We start from the raw sequence: 23,274 nt of genomic DNA on the forward strand, positions 1-23,274 counted from the left end.
TATCTGTGCGCTTTTTTCAGCATATAAGTTACCCATATTAATTAATCTAAACTGTGGTTAATTAGGTACCTGAACTTTAGATAACAAAAAGGCTCGCAATTGCGAGCCTTTTTTAAAGAATAAACGCTGATTACCAGCCTGTTTTCTCTTTAAGTGCTTTACCGATATCAGCAAGTGAACGTACAGTTTTTACGCCCGCAGCTTCTAATGCAGCAAATTTCTCATCAGCAGTACCTTTACCACCAGCGATGATTGCGCCAGCGTGACCCATACGCTTACCTTCTGGTGCAGTAACACCAGCAATGTAAGAAACAACAGGTTTAGTTACGTTAGCTTTGATGTACTCTGCAGCTTCTTCTTCTGCAGTACCACCAATTTCACCAATCATTACGATTGCTTCAGTTTGTGGATCTTTTTCGAACAATTCTAGAACGTCGATAAAGTTAGTACCAGGAATTGGATCACCACCAATACCAACACAAGAAGACTGACCAAAACCAGCATCTGTAGTTTGCTTAACTGCTTCGTACGTTAAAGTACCAGAACGAGAAACAATACCTACTTTACCAGGCTTGTGGATGTGACCAGGCATGATACCAATCTTAGTCTCACCAGGAGTGATAACACCTGGACAGTTTGGACCAATCATACGAGTACCTGTTTGATCTAGTTTAACTTTAACGTCAACCATATCAAGTGTAGGAATACCTTCAGTGATACAAACAATCAGCTCGATACCTGCATCGATAGCTTCTAAGATTGCATCTTTACAGAAAGGTGCTGGTACGTAAATCACAGATGCAGTTGCACCTGTTGCTTCTACAGCGTCACGTACTGTGTTAAATACTGGAAGACCAAGGTGCGTTTGACCGCCTTTACCTGGGCTTACACCACCAACCATTTGTGTACCGTACTCAAGCGCTTGCTCTGAGTGGAAAGTACCTTGACCACCAGTGAAACCTTGACAGATAACTTTTGTATCTTTATTGATTAATACAGACATTATTTGCCCTCCGCAGCAGCAACAACTTTTTCAGCCGCGTCTGTTAATGATTCAGCAGCGATGATGTTAAGATCAGACTTAGCAAGTACTTCACGGCCTAATTCAGCATTAGTACCTTCTAAACGTACAACTACTGGAACTGTTACACCTACTTCTTTAACTGCGCCAATGATGCCTTCAGCAATCATGTCACAACGAACGATTCCGCCGAAGATGTTAACTAAAACAGCTTTAACGTTGTCATCTGAAAGGATGATTTTGAATGCTTCAGAAACACGTTCTTTAGTCGCGCCGCCACCAACATCTAGGAAGTTAGCTGGCTTGCCACCGTGTAGGTTTACGATGTCCATAGTACCCATTGCAAGGCCTGCACCGTTAACCATACAACCTACGTTACCATCTAGGGCTACGTAGTTAAGCTCGAAGCTTGCTGCGTGAGCTTCACGTGCATCTTCTTGAGATGGATCGTGCATTTCACGGATTTTAGGTTGACGGTAAAGTGCATTACCATCGATACCAATTTTACCATCTAGACAGTGAAGGTTACCTTCATCTGTGATTACTAGTGGGTTGATTTCAAGTAATGCGAAATCGAAATCGTTAAACATGTTGCCAAGACCCATAAAGATCTTAACGAACTGTTTCATTTGTGTTGGGTTAAGACCCAATTTAAAACCAAGCTCACGAGCTTGGTAAGCTTGAGGACCTACTAAAGGATCTATCTCAGCTTTGTGGATAAGTTCTGGTGTTTCTTCAGCAACAGTTTCAATTTCAACGCCGCCTTCAGTAGACGCCATGAACACAACTTTACGAGAAGCACGGTCAACAACAGCACCTAGGTACAGTTCGTTTGCGATATCTGTACAGCTTTCTACTAAAATTTTAGCAACTGGCTGGCCTTTCTCGTCTGTTTGGTAAGTAACTAGGTTTTTACCTAACCAGTTAGCTGCAAACGCTTTAACTTCGTCGATAGTTTTAACTAGCTTTACACCGCCAGCTTTACCACGTCCACCTGCGTGAACCTGAGTTTTAACAACCCACATATCGCCGCCAATTTTTTCAGCAGCTGCTGCAGCTTCTTCAGGTGTATCGCAAGCGAAACCTTGAGAAACTGGTAAACCATATTCGGCAAAAAGTTGTTTTGCCTGATACTCATGCAAATTCATGATGCTTTATCCAATTTTTTATATTAAAAGAGCTGAATATTTATGCAAATAAACAACTATCCCAAATTGCGTGCCTAGTATAGATCTCATGGCGCTACATGAAAACCCCAGTATGACCTTAGGCGCAAAAAAAAAGCTGTGATTTTAACTCACAGCTTATATTTCATACTACTTAATTAAACATCTAGCAGTAAACGTGTTGGATCTTCAAGTAACTCTTTAATTGTTACTAAGAAACCAACTGATTCTTTACCATCGATTTGGCGATGATCGTAAGATAACGCTAAATACATCATAGGTAAGATTTCAACTTTACCATTAACAGCCATTGGACGATCTTGGATTTTGTGCATACCTAAGATTGAAGACTGCGGTAAGTTAATGATTGGTGTTGATAGTAATGAGCCGAATACACCACCGTTAGTAATAGTGAAATTACCGCCAGTCATATCGTCAAGTGTTAGCTTGCCATCACGACCTTTAAGAGCTAGCTCACGAATACCTTTTTCGATTTCTGCAACTGATAATTTGTCACAATCTTTAAGTACTGGCGTTACCAAGCCACGTGGCGTAGAAACAGCAATACTGATGTCGAAATAGTTGTGATAAACAATATCATCGCCATCAATTGATGCATTTACATCTGGGAAACGCTTTAACGCTTCAGTTACCGCTTTAACATAGAAAGACATGAAGCCTAAACGGATACCGTGACGCTTTTCAAATACTTCTTGGTACTGCTTACGAAGATCCATAATTGGCTTCATATTAACTTCGTTAAACGTTGTTAACATTGCAGTTGAATTTTTCGCTTCAAGAAGACGATTAGCAATCGTTTTACGTAAACGTGTCATAGGCACACGTTTTTGAGTACGGTCACCCATTGGTGCTGCTGGTGCTGCTTCTGCTTTTGCTGCTGGAGCAGGTGCTTTTAAGAATTGATCTACATCTTCTTTAGTCACACGGCCATTTTTACCTGAACCTTTTATTTTTGAAGCATCAAGGCCTTTCTCAGCAATTAAACGACGCACTGATGGCGTTAACACATCTGAACTATCGCTTGAGCTTTCTTCTTTGGCTGCTGGTGCATCCGCTTTAGCTTCAGATTTAGCTGGTGCAGCGCCTGCTTTTACCTTACCAATTACTTGCTCACCAAGAACGGTATCGCCTTCGTCATGGATTATTTCACCCATAACGCCGTCTTCTTGGGCAACAACTTCAAGTACAACTTTATCTGTTTCAATATCTACCAAGTTTTGGTCGCGTGTTACCGCGTCACCTGGTTGAACATGCCAAGTAGCAATTGTTGCATCTGCAACTGATTCTGGAAGTACAGGTACTTTAATATCCACTTCTTTACCTTCTGATGCTGGTGCTGATTGCGCCGCAGGCGCGTCTTCTGATTTATCTGATGCTGAGTCATCTTCTTTTGACTCTTTAGTTGCCGGTGCTTCATCTGCATCGCCAATTAAACCGATCACTTGGTCGCCAAGTACCGTAGCACCCTCTTCTTGTGAAATTTCAGTGATTACACCATCGTTTTGTGCAACCACTTCTAAAACCACTTTGTCTGTTTCAATATCTACTAAGTTTTGGTCACGGCTTACTTTGTCGCCAACACTTACATGCCATGTAGCAACGGAAGCATCTGCAACCGACTCAGGAAGAACAGGAACTTTAATCTCTGTGCTCATTGCTTATCCTTTCTTTTCTATAGTAAGCGCGTCGGCAACGAGCGCTTGTTGTTCTTTAGTATGTACTGACATATAACCACATGCAGGTGATGCTGAAGCTTTACGACCAGCATATTTTAATTTTGCATCTTGTGGAATTGCATCAATAAAGTGATGTTGAGAACAATACCAAGCACCTTGGTTTTGCGGCTCTTCCTGACACCATACAAAATCAGTAACATGCTGATAACGTTCAATAATCGTCTTCATTTCGTCATGTGGGAACGGGTATAGCTGTTCAACACGAACAATAGCAATGTTGTCTTGCTCAAGTTTACGACGCTCTTGTAATAATTCGTAGTAAACTTTACCACTACAAAATACAACACGTTCTACTTTCTTAGCATCAATATCATCAATTTCATCGATCACATTGTGGAATACGCCCTCTGATAGTTCTTCAAGCGATGATGTAGCTAATGGGTGACGAAGTAATGATTTTGGCGTCATAACAATCAATGGGCGACGAAGAGGTCTAACCGATTGACGACGAAGCATTGCATAAACTTGTGCAGGTGTAGATGGTACACATACTTGCATATTATGATCAGCACACAGCTGTAAAAAGCGCTCAAGACGTGCAGAGCTATGCTCAGGACCTTGGCCTTCATAACCATGTGGTAGCAAACATGTCAGGCCACATAAACGACCCCACTTTTGCTCACCTGAACTTAAGAATTGGTCAAAAACAACTTGTGCACCATTGGCGAAATCACCAAATTGCGCTTCCCATAAAACAAGTGAGGTCGGCTCTGCTGTTGCATAACCATATTCAAACGCTAATACCGCTTCTTCAGATAGCACCGAATCAAATACTTCAAACGTACCTTGATCTTCACTAATGTTTTGCAGTGGTAAGTATGTTGCACCGTCTTGTTGACCGTGAACAACGGCATGACGATGGAAGAAGGTACCACGGCCAGAGTCTTGACCTGTTAGGCGAATATCAGTGCCTTCAGCTGCAATAGTTGCATACGCTAAAGTCTCTGCCATACCCCAATCAAGTGCTTTTTCACCGGCTGCCATAGCTTTACGATCATCGTATATTTTCTTAACACGAGATTGCGCTTTGTGGTCTTCAGGGTAGCTTGCAACAATGTTACCGAGCTCTTTAAGTTTCTCTACAGAAACGCTCGCGTCGTAGTCAACATTCCAATCATGGCCAACGTATTTAGCCCAATCAGAAGAATGTGACGTTTCTGGTTGAATTTCTTCAACTACACAGTTGCCATCATCTAAGCCATTACGATAATCATCAGCAAGTGCTTTCACTTCGTTTTCTGTGAAAGAACCTTCCGAAATTAACTGATCTGCATAAATTAAGCGAGGGACTGGATGTTTTTTAATCTTTTGATACATAACAGGCTGTGTAGCATTAGGCTCATCAGCTTCGTTATGACCATGGCGACGGTAACAAACTAGGTCAATCACAACGTCACGTTTAAACTGGTTTCTAAAATCAAGCGCTAACTGCGTAACAAACGCAACCGCTTCAGGATCATCAGAGTTTACGTGGAAGATTGGTGATTGAACCATTTTTGCAATATCAGTACAGTAATCAGTAGAGCGAACATCGTCTTGCTTGCTTGTTGTAAAACCAACTTGGTTATTAACAACAATACGAATGCTACCACCACAACTAAATGCATTAGTTTGTGATAAGTTAAACGTTTCTTGTACTACACCCTGACCTGCGATTGCAGAGTCGCCGTGAATAGTAATAGGAAGTGCTTTGCTGCCAGTTTTGTCGTTTAGACGATCAAGACGTGCGCGCACAGACCCCATAACCACAGGATTAACGATTTCTAAGTGCGATGGGTTAAACGCAAGTGCCATATGCACATTGCCACCTTTGGTCGCGAAATCTGAAGAGTAACCCATGTGATACTTAACATCACCAGAGCTTAAAGTATCTTTGTGTTTACCAGCAAATTCATCAAATAATTCTGATGGATTTTTACCAAGTACATTCACAAGTACGTTCAAGCGTCCGCGGTGAGCCATGCCGATTACGGCTTCTTTTTGGCCACTTTCACCCGCGCGGTGTATAAGCTCTTTAAGCATAGGCACTAACGCATCGCCACCTTCAAGTGAGAAACGCTTAGCACCCGGGAACTTAGCCCCTAAATATTTTTCAAGACCATCAGCCGCTGTCAATCCTTTAAGGATACGTAGCTTTTCATTTTTATCGAATTTTGGCCTAGACTGAACAGACTCTAAACGCTGTTGTAACCAACGTTTTTCTTCTGTTGATGTGATGTGCATATACTCTGCGCCAATAGAACCACAATAAGTAGTTTTTAGTGCTTGGTATAACTCACCTAAAGGCATAGTATCGCGGCCTACGGCAAACGATCCTACGTTAAATTCGCGGTCAAAGTCAGCATTTGATAAGTCGTGGTATTCTAGCTCTAAATCTCGTACACGTTCTCGTTGCCAAATACCTAGTGGATCTAGGTTTGCATTTTGGTGTCCACGAAAACGGAAAGCATTAATAAGTTGCAGAACTTTAACCTGTTTAAGGTCGCCGCCACTGCCCTCTGCTACCACTACTTCTCTATGCTTGTTTTTAGCAAGCGCCGCAAATTGTGAACGAACTTCTGAATGTTTTACTTCAACATCCACACCATCAACTTTTGGTAATTGTTCGAACACTTCTCGCCATTCTTCTGGCACCGAAGTCGCATCGTCTAAATACGCTTCATAAAGCTCTTCAACATAAGCAACGTTACCGCCGTTTAAATGTGAAGATTCTAGCCATGCCTTCATCACACCTTCGTGCATTTATAAGCCCTTTTTTTTAGCGCAGAAATTAATAGTTATATAACAAGATGGCTAATAAATATTAGCCATCTTTCGTCTACTAGAAATTAAACCGAGCGGTTTAATAACATAGATTTTATTTGCCCAATTGCTTTAGTCGGGTTAAGACCCTTAGGACAAACGCTAACACAGTTCATGATACTGTGGCAACGGAACACACTGAATGCATCGTCTAAGTCAGCTAAACGCTCTTCTGTTGCAGTATCTCGGCTATCAGCTAAGAAACGGTAAGCATGAAGAAGGCCTGCTGGACCTATAAACTTATCTGGATTCCACCAGAAAGAAGGACACGATGTAGAACAACATGCACATAAAATACACTCATAAAGCCCATCTAATTTATCACGCTCTTCAATAGATTGAAGACGTTCGCCTGCAGCAGGCTCGTCATTTATTAGATACGGTTTTACTTTTTCGTATTGAGTGTAGAACTGACTCATGTCAATAACAAGGTCACGAACAACAGGAAGTCCCGGTAATGGACGTACTACGATTTTACCTTTGCCATTTTTTTGTAGCGTAGATAAAGGAGTAATACATGCTAAGCCGTTCTTACCATTCATGTTTACACCGTCTGAACCACACACGCCTTCACGGCATGAACGACGGAATGATAATGTAGGATCTTGCTCTTTTAATAATAAAAGTGCATCCAATACCATCATGTCTTGGCCTTCCTCAGTTTGCAAAGTGTATTCTTGCATACGAGGTGCGTTGTCAACATCCGGATTGTAACGATAAACTGAAAATTGTACTTGTGCCATCGTCTCGCTCCTAGTAGGTACGTGCTTTAGGTGGGAATGCTTCACGTAGCTTAGGCTCGTAGTTTACTTTACGCTTGCTCATTTCATCCGTTACCGGATTAAATACTGAGTGACATAACCAGTTTTCGTCATCACGATCTGGGAAGTCAAAGCGAGAGTGTGCACCACGGCTTTCAGTACGGAAGTTTGCAGCTACTGCAGTTGAGTAAGCTGTTTCCATTAAGTTGTCTAATTCTAAACATTCAATACGCATGGTGTTGAAGTCTGATGATTTATCATCAAGACGTGCATGCTGTAAGCGTTCACGAATTTCTTTAAGCTCAGTAAGACCAGTTGCCATTGAGTCACCTTCACGGAATACCGAGAAGTTAAGCTGCATACACTGTTGTAGGTCTTTCTTGATTTGTACTGGGTCTTCGCCTTGACCAACTGTTGAGCTTTCCCAACGATTAAAGCGAGCTAAAGACGCTTCTAAATCAGACTCAGAAGCCGCTTTAGAAATTTCAACGTCATTTAGGTATTTACCTAAGAAATTACCAGCAGCACGGCCAAATACAACTAAATCAAGTAATGAGTTACCACCTAAGCGGTTAGCACCGTGAACAGATACACATGCAATCTCACCAACAGCAAATAAACCTTGTACTACTTTTTCGTTACCAGCGGCATCGATATTAAGTACTTGACCATTTACGTTAGTTGGCACACCACCCATCATGTAGTGACATGTTGGGATAACTGGAATTGGTTCTTTTGCAGGATCAACGTGAGCAAATGTTTTAGCAAGGTCGCATACACCTGGAAGACGTAAGTTAAGCGTTTCTTCGCCTAAGTGGTCAAGTTTCAACTTAAGGTGAGGACCCCAAGGACCATCACAACCACGACCTTCACGAATCTCTGTCATCATTGAACGGGCAACAACGTCACGAGATGCTAAATCTTTAGCGTTTGGTGCATAGCGTTCCATGAAGCGTTCGCCATCTTTATTTAAAAGATAACCACCTTCACCACGACAACCTTCAGTTACTAGCGTACCAGCACCTGCAATACCTGTCGGATGGAATTGCCACATTTCCATGTCTTGCATAGAAATACCAGCACGAGTCGCCATACCAACACCGTCACCAGTGTTAATGTGAGCATTAGTTGTTGATGCGAAGATACGACCTGCACCACCAGTAGCTAACACAACTGCTTTTGATTTGAAGAAAGTGATTTCACCTGTTTCAATTTCAATCGCTGTACAACCTACTACATCGCCATTATCGTTTTTAACTAAATCAAGTGCATACCATTCAGAAAATACATTTGTTTTATTTTTAACGTTTTGTTGATAAAGAAGGTGTAATAATGCGTGACCAGTACGGTCAGCAGCTGCTGCGGTACGTGCAGCTTGTTCACCACCAAAGTTTTTCGATTGACCACCGAAAGGACGTTGGTAAACACGGCCATTTTCAAAACGAGAAAATGGTAAGCCCATGTTTTCTAATTCAGTAATAGCTTCTGGGCCTGTATTACACATGTATTCGATAGCGTCTTGGTCACCGATAAAATCGGAACCTTTAACGGTATCATACATATGCCATTCCCAGTTATCTTCATGCGAATTACCTAGCGCTACTGTAATACCACCTTGAGCAGATACAGTATGTGAGCGTGTCGGAAAAACTTTAGAGATTAGTGCACATGTTTTGCCAGATTCAGTAATAGCAAGAGCAGCGCGCATACCTGCACCACCGGCACCAATTACTACGGCGTCAAATTCACGAACAGAATATTTCACTTAAACACCCCATAAAACGATTAAACCTACAGCTACGTAAGCAACAGCCATTAGGTTTAGTACAAAGCCTAAGAAAGCACGCAATTTAGCGCCCTTTACATAGTCGGTTAGAACCTGCCAAAGGCCGATACGGGTATGAACCATAATGCAAACTAGGGTGATTAATGTCGCCCCTTTCATTGCTAGGTTAGAGAATAGGCCTGTCCAGGCGTCATATGTGACTTCTGGCATTGCTAAAAAATAGCCAATAATAAAAATTGCATATGCACTGATTATTAATGCCGTTGTGCGTAGAGATACAAAATCTTGTACGCCATCACGTTTAAGAGTTGCTTGATTTAAGACCATATCCACACCCCTGCCAATACAGCAAACACAACGCCAAGTGCCATTGCAATTTTAGCGCTAGTGTTGCCTGATTCAAGTTCTTCCCAATGCCCCATATCCATAATGATGTGACGGATACCACCGATAAGGTGATAACCCAATACAGAAAGGGTGCCCCAAGCTATAAATTTGGCAATGAATCCGTTAAACAGACCCTTGACGAATTCAAAACCTTCAGCTGAAGAAAGAGACTCTGACCAAGCCCAAATGACAAACGTTAAAGCAAAAAATAATGCAACACCGGTGACGCGGTGAAAAATTGAAGCTTTAGCCGTTGCCGGCATAGATATAGTTGTTAGATCTAGATTTACAGGTCTTTGCTTTTTCACAGTTACTTGCCCATCTTGCCCGCAGTGGGGCTCATCTACTTGTTTTTCTAAAACCCACCAAATGTTTCTGGTGGAACTATCAAAATAAACGTATTAATACTAATAAAGTTCACTTTTTATGAAAAATATTATGTAAAAAAAAGTTTACCCAAATACAAATCGGTTAAAAACCTCCGTTAGTATATATAGCCGGAGACTCTTTTACAATTCTTGTTTACTTTGAGTCGTTTGCGAATTAGCCAATGGTATAATATTCAATCTATACCGAATATTTATTATACATATGTGCATAATACTTATAAAAATTGACTTTATACCCCTCTTTCACGTTAAAATGTAAAGATGTGCTTAGAATAGATTTTAGAATATAAAAATCAGAATAGTTATCTTAATAGGAGATACATAGATGGCAGATAAGAAAGCCACAGTCCATATTGATGGGCTAGATCCAATCGAACTTCCAATTTATCAAGGTACTGCTGGCCAAGATGTAATTGATGTACGTACACTCGGCTCACATGGTCACTTTACTTATGACCCAGGTTTCATGTCGACTGGTTCTTGTGAATCTACAATCACTTACATCGATGGTGGTAAAGGTGTTTTATTACACCGTGGTTACCCGATCGAGCAGTTAGCAGAGAGCTCTAACTACGTTGAGTTATGTTACTTACTATTAAACGGTGAGTTACCAACTAAAGAGCAATACGATGATTTTGCTACAAAAATCACTCGTAGCACAATGCTAGATGAAAAAATCGCAAACTTCTTCCAAGGTTTCCGTTTTGATGCACACCCAATGGCAATGCTATGTGGTGTGGTTGGTGCATTATCTTCTTTTTACCATGAAGATCTTGATATCACTGATGCAGTTCAACGTAAGACAAGCGCTATTAAATTAGTTGCTAAATTACCAACAATTGCGGCAATGGCATACAAAACAAACATCGGTCAACCGTTTGTATATCCACGCAATGATTTAAGCTATGCAGAAAACTTCTTACACATGATGTTCTCTGTACCTGCTGAAGAATACAAAGTGAACCCAGTAACAGCTAAAGCAATGGATAAAATCTTTATGCTTCATGCTGACCACGAACAGAATGCTTCAACGTCAACTGTTCGTTTAGCTGGTTCTTCTGGTGCTAACCCTTATGCATGTATTGCTGCGGGTATTGCATCACTTTGGGGCCCTGCTCACGGCGGCGCTAACGAAGCATGTTTAAACATGTTAGAAGAAATTGGTTCAGTTGATCGCATCGACGAATATGTAGCAAAAGCAAAAGATAAAGCGGACCCTTTCCGTCTTATGGGCTTTGGTCACCGTGTTTACAAAAACTTCGACCCACGCGCAACAGTAATGCGTCAAACATGTCATGAAGTTTTAGCTGAGCTTAATATTCAAGATCCATTGCTTGATATTGCAATGAAACTTGAGCAAATTGCACTTGAAGACCCGTACTTTGTTGAGAAGAAACTTTACCCTAACGTAGATTTCTACTCAGGTATTATCTTAAAAGCGATTGGTATTCCTACAAGTATGTTCACTGTAATTTTTGCAATGGCACGTACTGTAGGTTGGATCTCACACTGGGACGAGATGCTTTCTCAGCCTGGTCACAAGATCAGCCGTCCACGTCAGCTTTACACAGGTGAAACAACACGTGATTATAAAGCTACAGACAAGCGCTAAGCTTTAAAGTTAGTTTTAAAAGGCCGCTTCTGCGGCCTTTTTTATTACATGCTACTTGAGAATTATCTTAAACAGATTACAATTCCTGCCCGAATTGATTAACTTTATGAGCCTATGTCTGTGTCCTCGTTTGATCCTAAAAAAATCCGTAATGATTTCCCTACTCTAAATCAGACAATCAATGGCAATCCTTTGGTTTATTTAGACTCAGCTGCAACAACACAAAAGCCACAATGTGTGATTGACGTCACCACACAGTTTTACACATCACAGAATGCAAATGTTCACCGCGGTCGTCATACACTGAGTGAGCAAGCTACAGCGGCTTATGAGCAAGTACGTCATCGCGTTGCTGATTACTTTCAGGTAAGCGGTAATGAAATTGTCTGGACTAAAGGCGCTACTGAGGCGATTAACTTAGTTGCACATGGCCTAAGAAATACATTAACAACAGACGACACCATTTTAATTAGCCCAATCGAGCATCACGCGAATATTGTGCCGTGGCAAGAACTCGCGGCATACACTGGTGCAACGTTAAAAGCGTTGCCACTTAATGACAATGCCACTTTTGATATCAAACAGTGCTGTGACGTGATTAAACACACCAAACCTGCACTTCTTGCAATCACTCACGCCTCTAATGCGCTGGGCAATATTACCGATTTAACTCCGCTGATAACCGCTGCGAAGGCAGTAGATGCGTTAACTTTAGTCGACGGCGCACAAGGCGCCCTTCATTTAAGACCTAATTTAATCAAGCTTAATTGTGATTTCTACGTGTTCTCAGCTCACAAAATGCTGGGGCCAACTGGATTAGGCGGTTTGTATGGCCGCTATAGTGCGTTAAATGCATTATTGCCTTATCAAACAGGTGGTGAAATGATTGAAAAAGTGACCCTAACGCAAAGCACTTATCGTGACGCTCCCGCTAAATTTGAAGCTGGGACGCCAAATATAGCCGGTGTTTTAGGCTTTGGTGCGGCGCTTGAGTATTTAATGGCACTTGATCAGCAAACATTAAAGCAATATGAACAACAGTTGTTTATTTATGCAGCGAACGCACTGAATCAAATAGACGGTATTAGTATTTATAGCGACCTAAAATCGAACATTGGTACATTGTGCTTTAATTATAAAAATGAACATCCGTACGATCTGGCAACTTTACTTGACGGCTATGGTGTTGCAGTGCGAAGTGGTCATCATTGTACCCAACCGTTGATGACCCATTTGAAACTAAATGGCTCACTCAGAGCGAGTTTTGCTTTTTATAATACGACTAAAGATGTAGACCAATTTATTACTGCGCTTAAAGAATGCATCGCTTTATTAGACTAATTTGGATAAATAATGACTCACACATATCAACTGGTAAGTAAAAACATTGAAAACAGTGCAAGCTGGCAACAGAAATACCGTGAAATTATGTTACTTGGCAAAACACTACCGCCGTTAGTCGATATACTAAAAACAGATGATGCGCTAGTCCAAGGCTGTGAAAGTAAAGTATGGATGTTTGTTGAGTTTGATTTGACAGAAAATGCATTGGTTGTAATTGGTGATTCTGATACGCGAATAGTAAAAGGATTATTAGCGTTAATTTTAGCGCTGTATAACGGTTTGACACCTGAAGAGGTATTAAGCGTTAATGCCTATGAAGAATTTGAAAAGCTCGGCTTAATTAGCCACTTAAGCGCTTCTCGCGGCAATGGGATAAAAGCTATGGTGGAAAAAATACAAACTTTAGCTAAACAAAAAGCGCGTTAAGCGCTTTTTTAACAATATGATGTGTAATCTGTAATTAAATGTTCAAGCGTGTACACTTATCTAAATATTTTCTTACTGCTTTAGCGGCAACAAAAAAACCAAAACTACCGGTGATCATCGTCACCGAACCAAAGCCATTATTACAATCCATATTCATACTACCATCTGCATTTTGTTTCGCATGGCACACACTGCCATCACTACCGGGATAAACAAGCTGCTCTGTTGAATACACACAGTCAATATTAAATTTACGTTTTGGATTAGAGCTGAAATTATACTGCTTACGCAAAATATAGCGCACCTTTGCAAGCAATGGATCTTGAGTCGTTTTTGCCACATCTCCAAATGTAATTTGACTTGGATCAGTTTGCCCACCTGCACCGCCCGTGGTAATTATAGGCATTTTATTACGCTTACAGTGCGCGATTAACGCCGCTTTTTCTTTTACCGCATCAATGCAGTCAATAACATAATCAAAACCTTGAATATGCTCTTGAATATTATCTAGTGTTATAAAATCGTCAATAACATTAACTATACACTCAGGGTTGATAAGCTCGCAGCGCGCCTTCATGGCATCCACTTTTGCTTCCCCAATCGTGCCTGTTAACGCATGAATTTGACGATTAACATTGGTTGCGCATATATCATCTAAATCTATTAGAGTAATTTTGCCCACGCCGGTGCGCGCTAATGCTTCTGCAGTCCAACTGCCAACGCCACCTATACCAACAACACAGAAATGTGCCTGTTGTAACCATTCAAATTGCTGTTGACCATATAGTCGTTTAATACCACCAAAGCGGATATCAGTTACTTGTTCACTCATTTACCAGTCCAATTTCCACGGCGTTTGCCAAGAATCAAAATCTTGATGTTTTATTAATTGCGCATATTCAACTCCACACTCTGGCAACAGAGTCTGTTGTATTTGTTCCCCAGCCCACTCAAAGTCCAGCGCAAATGCATGCAAATAGGTACGATCAGCGGCACTCCCAGAATAACTAGCATCGCCTAATATAGCGGCACTTATACTCTTTAATGCCACCCTAAGCTGGTGAGTTTTTCCTGAATATGGTTTCAATAAGTAAGCTCTAAATCCGCTTTTAAAGCTAAACGAATAAAAACGTGTAATAGCGGGGTTACTCTGTGAGTTTAATAATTTATATGTGCCTCGACGAGATTTTGCCATGTCACCTTTAACCCAGCCTTGCTTTTTTTTAGGCTTGGTATCACTAACCGCTAGATAAAACTTATTAATCGCATGCTGGGCAAATAACTTCGTAAATTCTGCTGCTGCCGCTTTGCTTCGTGCGAGTATAATCAAGCCTGAAGTGACCTTATCTAAACGGTGTACCGCAAATAGTTTTTCATTTAACTGTTGCTCAGCTAGTACCACAAAACCGGGGCCTTCTTCAGAATGAAAATTAAGCCCATGAGGTTTATTTATGATGTAAAAATCATCATGCGTATATTGCACTTTTAATATAGGCGTTTGTGCTATATTCACGCGCTTTTACTTTGAATATGGGCAACCACTTTAGCTAAATCCTCTGGTGTATCTACTCCTGCATGAGGGGTCACTAAAGCTTGTTCTATTTTAATTGCATAACCATGGTATAGCACCCTTAGCTGCTCTAGTGATTCTAAAACTTCTAATGGCGAAACACTTAATTCAATATATTGCTTTATAAACCCTGCGCGATACGCGTAAATACCCACATGGCGTTGAAAAGGCGCTAAATTAAGTGGTTGCTGCTCAGCCATCATGGCGCTTCTATCAAATGGGATACTCGCTCTTGAAAAGTACAAAGCATTTTTATTGATATCACTGACAACTTTAACCGCATTAGGATTAAACACTTCATCACGCTCTTCAATAGCAACGCTTAAGGTTGCCATTGGTGCCGTTGATTGCGCTAATAATGTTGCCACTTGTGATACGTTATCAGGCGACAGCAAAGGTTCATCACCTTGTACATTTACCACGATAGTATCATCGGCTAAATTAAGTAAATCCACTACTTCGGCTAAGCGCTCTGTGCCTGATTGGTGATCTTCACGTGTCATCAAAACATTACTAGTAAAACGTTTAGCAGCATCAAACACTCTTTGATGGTCGGTAGCAATAACCACCTTGCTGGCTCCTGACAAACAGGCTTTTTCATACACATGCTGTATCATTGGTTTGCCACAAATATCAGCAAGTGGTTTACCTGGTAAACGAGTAGAAGCGTAACGCGCAGGGATAACAACTACGAATTCCACTTTTCTACCTCTTCAAGGGTCAATTCACGGGCTTCATTTTCAAGTAGTACAGGAATGTCATCACGTACCGGGTAAGCTAGTTTTGCTGCTGTGCTGATCAGCTCTTGGTTTTCTTTATCAAAGCGCAACTTACCTTTACACACAGGGCAAGCAATAATTTCGAGTAATTTTGTATCAAAGGCCATGGTGGATCCCTTTTTCTTTTAATAATAAATTTAATGTGTTTATTACTGCTGCAGTTGGTTGAGCGTCAACCGGCAAGTAATACCAATTTGGCTTAGCAAAGTCACGACACTTAACCGCATCTTTTTCTGTCATTAATACACAGTCCTCACCAAATTGAGCAAAGTCATTGGCGGTATAAGCATAATGGTCGCGAAAATGATGTGTTGATAACAACGCTATACCTTGTGCTTTTAATGATGCTTCAAAGCGCTGAGGGTTACCGATTGCACTTACAGCATGCGCTGTTTCTATAGCCGTTGTTATCTCAGTATTATCAGCAACACGTTTAATAATTGATGGCTGCAAGCGATAGCTAAATTCATGTTCAGAACCATTTTCAATGACTAAATCAACACTGTTTAAACGAGAAACCGTTTCGCGAAGTGGTCCTGCTGGCATTAAAAAACCATTACCAAATTTTCTTTCGCTATCAACAATACAACATTCAATACTGCGTGCCATTTTGTAGTGTTGCATGCCATCATCAGAAATAATTACATCAAGCTGAAACTGATGATTGAGCATTTCTATATTCTGCTGTCTATTTGGCCCCACAACTAACGGACATCGTAAACGGTTAAATAAAAGTACCGGCTCATCCCCTGCTTCTAAAGTCGTCGTATTGGCAGTTACTAATAATGGGTAATGGGCTGCTTGCCCACCATAGCCGCGACTAATTAAACCAACAGATAAGCCTTGAGCGGTTAAGTAATCATGTAGCCACAATACAAATGGAGTCTTACCATTGCCGCCAACACTTATATTGCCAACAACAATTACTGGAGTATTACTAACAAATGGCTTAAAAACACCCACTTCGTAGCAGTATTTGCGCACTAGAGCAACACAGCCAAAAATAGCGGACAGTGGTAATAACAATAAGGTAATTAAGCTAAAAGGTTTGTACCAGCTTTGCTCTATTTTACTCACCCCTGCTCACCAAACTGCATTTTACAAAGAGCTGAGTAGGTACCATCGTTAGTCAGTAATTCAGTATGCGTACCACTTTCTATCACTTTACCGTTATCAATCACATAGATACGGTCACTATTTTCAATAGTCGATAGCCTATGAGCGATAACAATGGAGGTTTTGTCTTTCATTAATATATCAAGAGCATGTTGGATAAGCTTTTCAGACTCAGTATCCAAGGCCGAGGTCGCTTCATCTAAAATTAAAATAGGCGCGTCTTTTAAAATAGCACGGGCAATCGCAATACGTTGACGTTGCCCGCCTGAAAGCATTACCCCATTCTCGCCAACCATAGTGTTAAGTTGCTCAGGTAAGTCTTTTACAAACTCCCACACATGGGCTTGTTTTGCAACGTCATGAAGCTCTTCAATAGAGATTTCGCGTTGTAAACCATAACAAATATTATTGGCAATCGTGTCATTAAATAGCACCACTTGTTGCGACACTAACGCAAATTGACGGCGAAGATCAGTAAGCTTATATTCATTAAGAGCAATGCCATCGAGTAAAATTTCGCTTGGCGCTTCTAAGTCATAATATCGGGGTAACAAGTTAGAAATAGTCGATTTACCCGAGCCAGAGCGGCCAACAAGGGCAATACTCTCACCGGCTTTTATGTTCAGTGATAAATCGTTAAGCACGGCTTCATCCTTGGTTGGGTATTTAAAGGTCACATTTTTCACCTCAATATGCCCTTTTACCTTATCAACCGAAAAGGTACCCGTGTCTTTTTCAATTTCTTCATCTAGCACTAAAAAAATACTCTGAGCAGCTGAAATACCTCGCTGTAAGTCACTGTTTACATTGGCAAGTTGCTTTAATGGGCGCAGTAGCATCATCATCGATGAGATGAGTACGACAAAATCCCCAGAGCTAATGCTGTCTATCATAGAGGGCATCGACACAACCCATAAAATAACAGCCATAGCACTGGCAGCCAAAATTTGAATAATAGAGACACTTAGCGCTTTAGTCGCATCCATCTTGATACGTTGTTGGCGGTTATGATTATTAATTTTAGAAAATTGATCAATTTCTTGTGTTTGCCCACCAAAGCCATGGATCACTTTGTGACCACTGAGCATTTGCTCTGAACTACGGGTAACTTGTCCCATCGCTGACTGAATATTTTTCGAGATATGACGAAAGCGTTTAGACACCACAGCTACTATGATAGCCACAAGCGGGATAATAACTAAGAAGATTAACGACAACTGCCAACTGGTATAAAACATCACAGCGAGTAAAAACACCACGAAAGCGCCTTCACGCACAACAATAAGCAGTGCTTTGGTGATTGCTTGTTGAACTTGCTCGGTGTCAAAGGTAATTTTAGAAATCAAATCGCCGGTTGAGTTTTTATCGTGAAAGGACACCGGTAAATGTAAAATGTGTTCAAACAATTCTTGGCGCAGCGCCCTCACGACTTGTGAGCCTACATAGCTTAAACAGTAAGATGACATAAAGTTAAATACGCCACGCCCGATAACCAGCGCAATAACCACAAATGGCGCATAAGTAAGTACCTGGCTGTTACGCTCGTTTAAACCTTCATCGATAAACGGCTTCATCAGTTGAATGAATAATGCATCCATACCTGAATAACCTATCATTCCTATAATCGCGACGATGGCAATCGACTTATAAGCGCCAACGTAAGAAACAAGCCGTTTATATATTTGTGTAGTACTTTGTTCCATAACACTCTCTAAAACCTGTAACAGCCCCTATTGTATCCTTAGCAACAGCAAAACAAAACGTCAATCTTTGATAAACCAATAACTTTCCGCCCCTCTTGCGGTACTCAGCTCTAAGTGTTTAGCATAAAAATCAACCCGAATTTGTCCTACATCACCGGTGCTATATTGTTTGGCGTTTATTTTATTGTAACGCTTAACTACCGCTTTACTTGGAAATTGCCACTGGCCTTGATACGCACTTGAATGAATCACAAGTGTTGGGTTTACGGCCTCGATAAACTCGACACTGGAAGAGCTATCACTGCCGTGATGAGGACTTAACAAAACGGTACTTTGTAAATCATGCCCTTGTTTAATTAATTTAGACTCCCTCGCCTTTGATATATCACCAGTGAGAAGCACACTATGGTTTGCACTTGAGACTTTAACAACACAGGAATTATCATTACGGTTATTAAACTCATCTTTTGAAAAGGTTTGAATACTCAAGCCTTGAAAGTCTATTTTTGTCGCTATGCAGTCTTTATATACACCACTTGGATGAAAATAATCAAAGCTCCATGCATAACCGGCTTTTTTAAAGTGCGCAACGCCTCCTGCATGGTCGTTATCTTGATGGCTTACAATCGAGTTAGTTACTGTTAGGTTATGAGCATTAATATAGGGTAGTAAAACACTAGTGACACGACTAAAGCGATTAAAATAACTCGGGCCAAAATCATAAATAAACGCATGTTTATCTTTTTCTATCAGTACCATTAAACCGTGGCCTACATCAAATACGTTTAACTGCCAAAGGCTGGTTTGCGTAAAGTAATAGTTAAAAAGCAAAGTCAAAATCGGAATGCAGGCTAGTAAGCGAAGCTCAATAAAATAAAGTAAGGGTACAACACTATAAAGCAGCACCACGGTGGTTATACTTACCTGTCCTACATTAAGCCAACGTATCTGCTGAGGTATTGCCTGCAACATTTGATACAAATTGGTCAGTGGAAAATCATATAACACAATAAATGCATGCCAATCGGTTAATAACCCCAGCAACACGCTTAAAAATAAAGCAGGCATTAATACAAAAGATAAAATGGGAATAGCCACAAGATTTAAAACTAAACCCACTAAACTCACGCCATTGAAAAAGTATAATGACAGGGGTAATAAGCCAATAAATAATCCCAGTTGAATAATAAATAATGTTCGCATATTGGCCAGTAGTGAGTGACCCCGAAGTGGAAACTGCTTTAAAACCATAAAAATAATACATACCGCTAAAAACGAAAAGTAAAGACCTGGATTTAGTACACTAAATGGATTAACCGCTAAAATAATAACCAACGCATATAAAATACTGCGCCATCTCAATGATTGCTTTGCCAAGTAATAAAGCAACAAATAACAACCCAGCATAATTAAAGCGCGAGTTGCGGAGATGATAAAATCACTCAAGTAAACATATATGAATGCCACTACAAAGCCGACAGCGCTATAAACAATAGAAACATTTATGCCTTGATTTAGTTCAGGTTTAACCAACTTAAGACAAAAACGTGTAACAAAATAACAAAAACCAAACACTAAAGAGATATGCAACCCAGAAATGGCTAATAAGTGACTTAACCCAAGACTCTGCATTAATCGCTTTTGCTCGAATGTCATCAATGACTTATCGCCGGTTAAAAGTGTATAATATAGCCATTTAAGCTCAGCATTATTTACCAGCTTTTTTACATAGGCTCTATAAGCTGACACGGTATTATTTTTTTGAGAGCTTTTAATATTAAGCTGCTTATTGAGCACTGTACCTTTAAAGGCTATCTTTTGTGTAAAAGCATAAAGCTGATTATCAAAAACAGTAAAATTTTTAATAGTTTTATAATTATTCAGTCTCACTTGGGCATTAAAAGTATCACCAGATTTAATTGGTTGTGCAAAATTGATACTTAATAAGGCATAAGGTGCCCTAAAGTGACTATATTCACTATCTTCTAAATGGGTTATTTTAGCTTTTATATATTGGGGAGGCGTAGCAGAGATAACCTCTTCGACCACCACACCGACAGAATAAGCATATTTTTTGTGCTGTTCAGGTAACTCAAATGAATAAAACAAGATAAAATGTGCGGCTACACAGCAAATACCGCAAATAAAGCCTAACAATACAGTTAAAAACGGCTTAAAATACGTGCTCACAATAAGGATTGAAATTGTGATAACTGTAAACTCAAGGGTTTGATAATAAAATACGGTAATAACGACACCGGTAACAAACCCAAGACTCATCCACACAGACGTAAATGGTTGCTTTAAATGGCTAAAAAAACGATCCAACGGTTTTTACCTGATCCAAATAAAATTAGACATCACAAATCACTAAGGATATTTGGTCGTCTTTTACATGATGCTAACCTTTGGCATTTAAATCGACGCTCAGCACGCGGTGCCTTTGCCGTTGGACTTTTTTTTGCATTCATCCCTGTTCCTTTTCAAATGGTGCTAGCAGCTGCCGCAGCCATAATCTTAAGAGTTAATTTGCCTATTTCTGTTGCTTTGGTGTGGATCACCAACCCACTTACAATGCCACCTATTTTTTACGGCTCATACTTGGTTGGTACATTAGTACTAAATCAACCTGAGCAGCATTTTGCGTTTGAGGCTAGTTGGGCGTGGTTTATAGAAAGCCTTACTACCATTGGCCCTGCTTTTTTAGTGGGTTCGCTTGTGTGCGCATCTATTGCCAGTGTTATTGGCTATTTTGGTATTGATTTAATTTGGCGTCGCTCAGTAAGAAAAGCTTGGATATCTAGAAATAACTAGCGACTACTTCATCAAGTACTTCTGTTAATATTACTATAGACAAAAAAAAACCAACTTAACAAGTTGGTTTTTTTATAAACGAATAGCAGTACTTAGAAACGAAAAACGCGTCTTAATCCAACTAAAGGTAGCAGTAATAAACCAAACCATGAGAAGCTGGCTGAGCTACGTTCATAAAACTCTGCATCTGGGGCTTTACAATTTTCAACTTCACCATTAGCAATCGGTGAAAGTTTTACTGCAACAGCAACACTTTCATATTGAATGTTACCATTTATGTCGGTTATGACCTCACCTAGTGAGTCTAATTTTTCAACCGTTTTAGTTGCCACACCAAATACTTCATTATTTTCGTTGATTGATTTCGCCTCTACCATTTTATAACTAAAGCTAGTTTCACCATCACTGTCAAAACATGGTAGTAGATTATTTAGATTAGTGATTTTGTCATCACCAATTTTATAAATAAACGCTTCTGAACGCCTTGTACTCGCTGTATCACCAACATCACCTTCGCCTACAATATAACCTTGATTATTAATATCATTTGCATATGAGCTTGAGCTAATAAAATAATCTTCAGGAAACACCGTCGTGTTTGTATTTATATCGTGGTAAAAGAGTTTGTTTCTTAAAGAGCCTTCAATGCGTTTAGTAGCATAACCTGCAATAATGTCATTATCATTGATTGCAAATGCTTTACCTCCTTCCCAATCATCTTGCTGGTTTATAAAGTCAACTACCTCACCGTCTTTAAAATAAGTTGGCATACTGTAGATTCTATTATCGTTGTCAATATCTCGGGTATCTGAAGACCCTACAGCAATACCATTACTATTCACAGCTAATGCAATACTATTAAATGGAGTTCTGTCTTCATCTTCTTCCGGAGTAAGCGCTAAACCTAGCAACTCTGTTGAAGTCACATTATAAGTGCTGTCTAGAGTCCATTTAACCGCTGTTTTATTAAACACACCTCGCGTATTTCGAGAATTAATTAACTCGATACAAGCCATAACTGGCTCATCAAGGCCATCACAATTGTCTGTAATTGTGGTTTGTCTCTCAGCAGGAATACTGACCGATACATTACCAACAACAATGTAACCAGTGTCAGTGGCAACAATATCAGATGCTTTACTAGTCCCACCGTGTTCAGTAAATTCTGGTAAAAGCGGCACTTCAACACCACCAGCAGAGATTAAAATTCCGCGCTCTATAAACTCACGAGTAAACCACGTTTCTTCATCAGTTTCGCCATCTGGTGTAAAGCTCACTTTATCAAAGGCTGCACTTCCCCAACCAACCGTAGTACCGTCTTGCGCTACACCTGTATAAAAGTTACTTACTGATCGAGTTAGCCCATCATAATCAAGTGAAGATTCATCGAAAAGAGACTGCTCAGTTATTAAACCGTTATTATAGCTTGTAGCAATAAGCGAACTGATTTTTTGATATTCAAAATCTTCAGACCGAGAAGATAGAAAGCCAACCATAAAAGTATGTGCGTCAGCATTAGTGTAAACAGCATCATTATTTTCTATATCATCGAGGGTAAAGGTTATTTCTTTATCAATGTTTTCAAACCTTTTAACTTCGGTGTCGTATGCGCTCTTTATTATATTATCTGTAAAGTCGATATAACTAATATCAATAGGTAGGTTAAACAATCCGTTAGCTTGACCTATAATATGGCCGTTTTCACTCACATCAGTAACATAAGTATGTTTGGCAGCTTCAAAGTCACCTAATTCGGTTAACTGGTACGTTGCACTTAATGCTGATGTACTCAGTGTGGCTAAAACACTGGCCGCGAGTAATTTATATTTCATTTTATTCCT

Annotated in this window: 20 protein-coding genes; 4 read left to right on the forward strand and 16 right to left on the reverse strand. The window is 40.2% G+C overall.

Annotated features, from left to right (window positions below):
- Positions 1-130: 130 nt before the first annotated feature.
- From sucD to sdhC, 8 genes are all read right to left on the reverse strand, one after another.
- Positions 131-1,003 carry a succinate--CoA ligase subunit alpha gene (gene sucD, locus CWB77_RS11770; RefSeq protein ID WP_010390118.1) on the reverse strand — a complete coding sequence of 291 codons (873 nt, stop codon included), beginning with the start codon at positions 1,001-1,003 and terminating at the stop codon, positions 131-133.
- On the reverse strand, positions 1,003-2,169 hold the full coding sequence (sucC, locus tag CWB77_RS11775) for an ADP-forming succinate--CoA ligase subunit beta (RefSeq protein ID WP_008464053.1): 1,167 nt from the start codon (positions 2,167-2,169) through the stop codon (positions 1,003-1,005). The genes sucD and sucC overlap by 1 nt, the downstream gene beginning before the upstream one ends.
- Positions 2,170-2,345: 176 nt before the next feature.
- Complete coding sequence (odhB, locus tag CWB77_RS11780; RefSeq protein ID WP_008112094.1) at positions 2,346-3,863, reverse strand: 2-oxoglutarate dehydrogenase complex dihydrolipoyllysine-residue succinyltransferase; 1,518 nt, start codon at positions 3,861-3,863, stop codon at positions 2,346-2,348.
- 3 nt (positions 3,864-3,866) lie between these two features.
- Entirely contained in the window at positions 3,867-6,686 is a 2,820-nt protein-coding gene (gene sucA, locus CWB77_RS11785; RefSeq protein ID WP_075169173.1) for a 2-oxoglutarate dehydrogenase E1 component, read from the reverse strand.
- Between the two features lie 86 nt (positions 6,687-6,772).
- On the reverse strand, positions 6,773-7,489 hold the full coding sequence (locus tag CWB77_RS11790) for a succinate dehydrogenase iron-sulfur subunit (protein WP_010390121.1): 717 nt from the start codon (positions 7,487-7,489) through the stop codon (positions 6,773-6,775).
- Positions 7,490-7,499: 10 nt separating this feature from the next.
- The gene (gene sdhA / locus CWB77_RS11795; protein WP_008112088.1) at positions 7,500-9,272 is read right to left on the reverse strand and encodes a succinate dehydrogenase flavoprotein subunit; all 1,773 of its coding nucleotides are present in this window, start codon (positions 9,270-9,272) and stop codon (positions 7,500-7,502) included.
- On the reverse strand, positions 9,273-9,620 hold the full coding sequence (sdhD, locus tag CWB77_RS11800) for a succinate dehydrogenase, hydrophobic membrane anchor protein (protein WP_055012091.1): 348 nt from the start codon (positions 9,618-9,620) through the stop codon (positions 9,273-9,275).
- Entirely contained in the window at positions 9,611-9,988 is a 378-nt protein-coding gene (gene sdhC, locus CWB77_RS11805) for a succinate dehydrogenase, cytochrome b556 subunit (RefSeq protein ID WP_010390126.1), read from the reverse strand. The genes sdhD and sdhC overlap by 10 nt, the downstream gene beginning before the upstream one ends.
- Before the next feature lie 406 nt (positions 9,989-10,394).
- Here sdhC and CWB77_RS11810 point away from each other — a divergent pair, with 406 nt between their 5' ends.
- From CWB77_RS11810 to CWB77_RS11820, 3 genes are all read left to right on the forward strand, one after another.
- Complete coding sequence (locus tag CWB77_RS11810; protein WP_010390127.1) at positions 10,395-11,681, forward strand: citrate synthase; 1,287 nt, start codon at positions 10,395-10,397, stop codon at positions 11,679-11,681.
- Between the two features lie 114 nt (positions 11,682-11,795).
- Positions 11,796-13,022 carry an aminotransferase class V-fold PLP-dependent enzyme gene (locus tag CWB77_RS11815; protein ID WP_138622851.1) on the forward strand — a complete coding sequence of 409 codons (1,227 nt, stop codon included), beginning with the start codon at positions 11,796-11,798 and terminating at the stop codon, positions 13,020-13,022.
- Between the two features lie 12 nt (positions 13,023-13,034).
- A complete protein-coding gene (locus CWB77_RS11820; RefSeq protein WP_138622853.1) occupies positions 13,035-13,451 on the forward strand; it encodes a SufE family protein in 417 nt (138 codons plus the stop codon).
- A 34-nt stretch (positions 13,452-13,485) separates the two neighbouring features.
- On the opposite strand, the gene tcdA is transcribed toward CWB77_RS11820, so the two are convergent.
- From tcdA to CWB77_RS11855, 7 genes are read right to left on the reverse strand one after another with little or no spacing between them, the layout of a single operon-like run.
- The gene (gene tcdA, locus CWB77_RS11825) at positions 13,486-14,283 is read right to left on the reverse strand and encodes a tRNA cyclic N6-threonylcarbamoyladenosine(37) synthase TcdA (protein WP_138622855.1); all 798 of its coding nucleotides are present in this window, start codon (positions 14,281-14,283) and stop codon (positions 13,486-13,488) included.
- On the reverse strand, positions 14,284-14,964 hold the full coding sequence (locus CWB77_RS11830; RefSeq protein ID WP_138622857.1) for a TIGR01621 family pseudouridine synthase: 681 nt from the start codon (positions 14,962-14,964) through the stop codon (positions 14,284-14,286).
- Positions 14,961-15,722, reverse strand: a complete 762-nt coding sequence (kdsB, locus tag CWB77_RS11835) for a 3-deoxy-manno-octulosonate cytidylyltransferase (protein ID WP_138622859.1) — start codon at positions 15,720-15,722, stop codon at positions 14,961-14,963. Before kdsB ends, CWB77_RS11830 begins: the two co-directional genes overlap by 4 nt.
- On the reverse strand, positions 15,710-15,907 hold the full coding sequence (locus CWB77_RS11840) for a Trm112 family protein (protein ID WP_010390133.1): 198 nt from the start codon (positions 15,905-15,907) through the stop codon (positions 15,710-15,712). Before CWB77_RS11840 ends, kdsB begins: the two co-directional genes overlap by 13 nt.
- Complete coding sequence (gene lpxK / locus CWB77_RS11845) at positions 15,897-16,877, reverse strand: tetraacyldisaccharide 4'-kinase (RefSeq protein ID WP_138622861.1); 981 nt, start codon at positions 16,875-16,877, stop codon at positions 15,897-15,899. Before lpxK ends, CWB77_RS11840 begins: the two co-directional genes overlap by 11 nt.
- Positions 16,874-18,619 carry a lipid A export permease/ATP-binding protein MsbA gene (gene msbA / locus CWB77_RS11850; protein WP_138622863.1) on the reverse strand — a complete coding sequence of 582 codons (1,746 nt, stop codon included), beginning with the start codon at positions 18,617-18,619 and terminating at the stop codon, positions 16,874-16,876. Before msbA ends, lpxK begins: the two co-directional genes overlap by 4 nt.
- Before the next feature lie 60 nt (positions 18,620-18,679).
- The gene (locus CWB77_RS11855; protein WP_138622865.1) at positions 18,680-20,947 is read right to left on the reverse strand and encodes a DNA internalization-related competence protein ComEC/Rec2; all 2,268 of its coding nucleotides are present in this window, start codon (positions 20,945-20,947) and stop codon (positions 18,680-18,682) included.
- Here CWB77_RS11855 and CWB77_RS11860 point away from each other — a divergent pair.
- Entirely contained in the window at positions 20,927-21,433 is a 507-nt protein-coding gene (locus CWB77_RS11860; RefSeq protein WP_010390140.1) for a DUF2062 domain-containing protein, read from the forward strand. The genes CWB77_RS11855 and CWB77_RS11860 overlap by 21 nt on opposite strands.
- Before the next feature lie 92 nt (positions 21,434-21,525).
- Here the strand turns inward: CWB77_RS11860 and CWB77_RS11865 are convergent, their stop codons facing one another.
- Positions 21,526-23,265, reverse strand: coding sequence for a DUF3466 family protein (locus CWB77_RS11865; RefSeq protein WP_054201006.1), 1,740 nt, complete (start codon positions 23,263-23,265; stop codon positions 21,526-21,528).
- Positions 23,266-23,274 lie beyond the last annotated feature (9 nt).

Origin of the sequence: Pseudoalteromonas sp. S1610 (assembly GCF_005887465.1) — a bacterium.
GTDB lineage: Bacteria > Pseudomonadota > Gammaproteobacteria > Enterobacterales > Alteromonadaceae > Pseudoalteromonas > Pseudoalteromonas undina.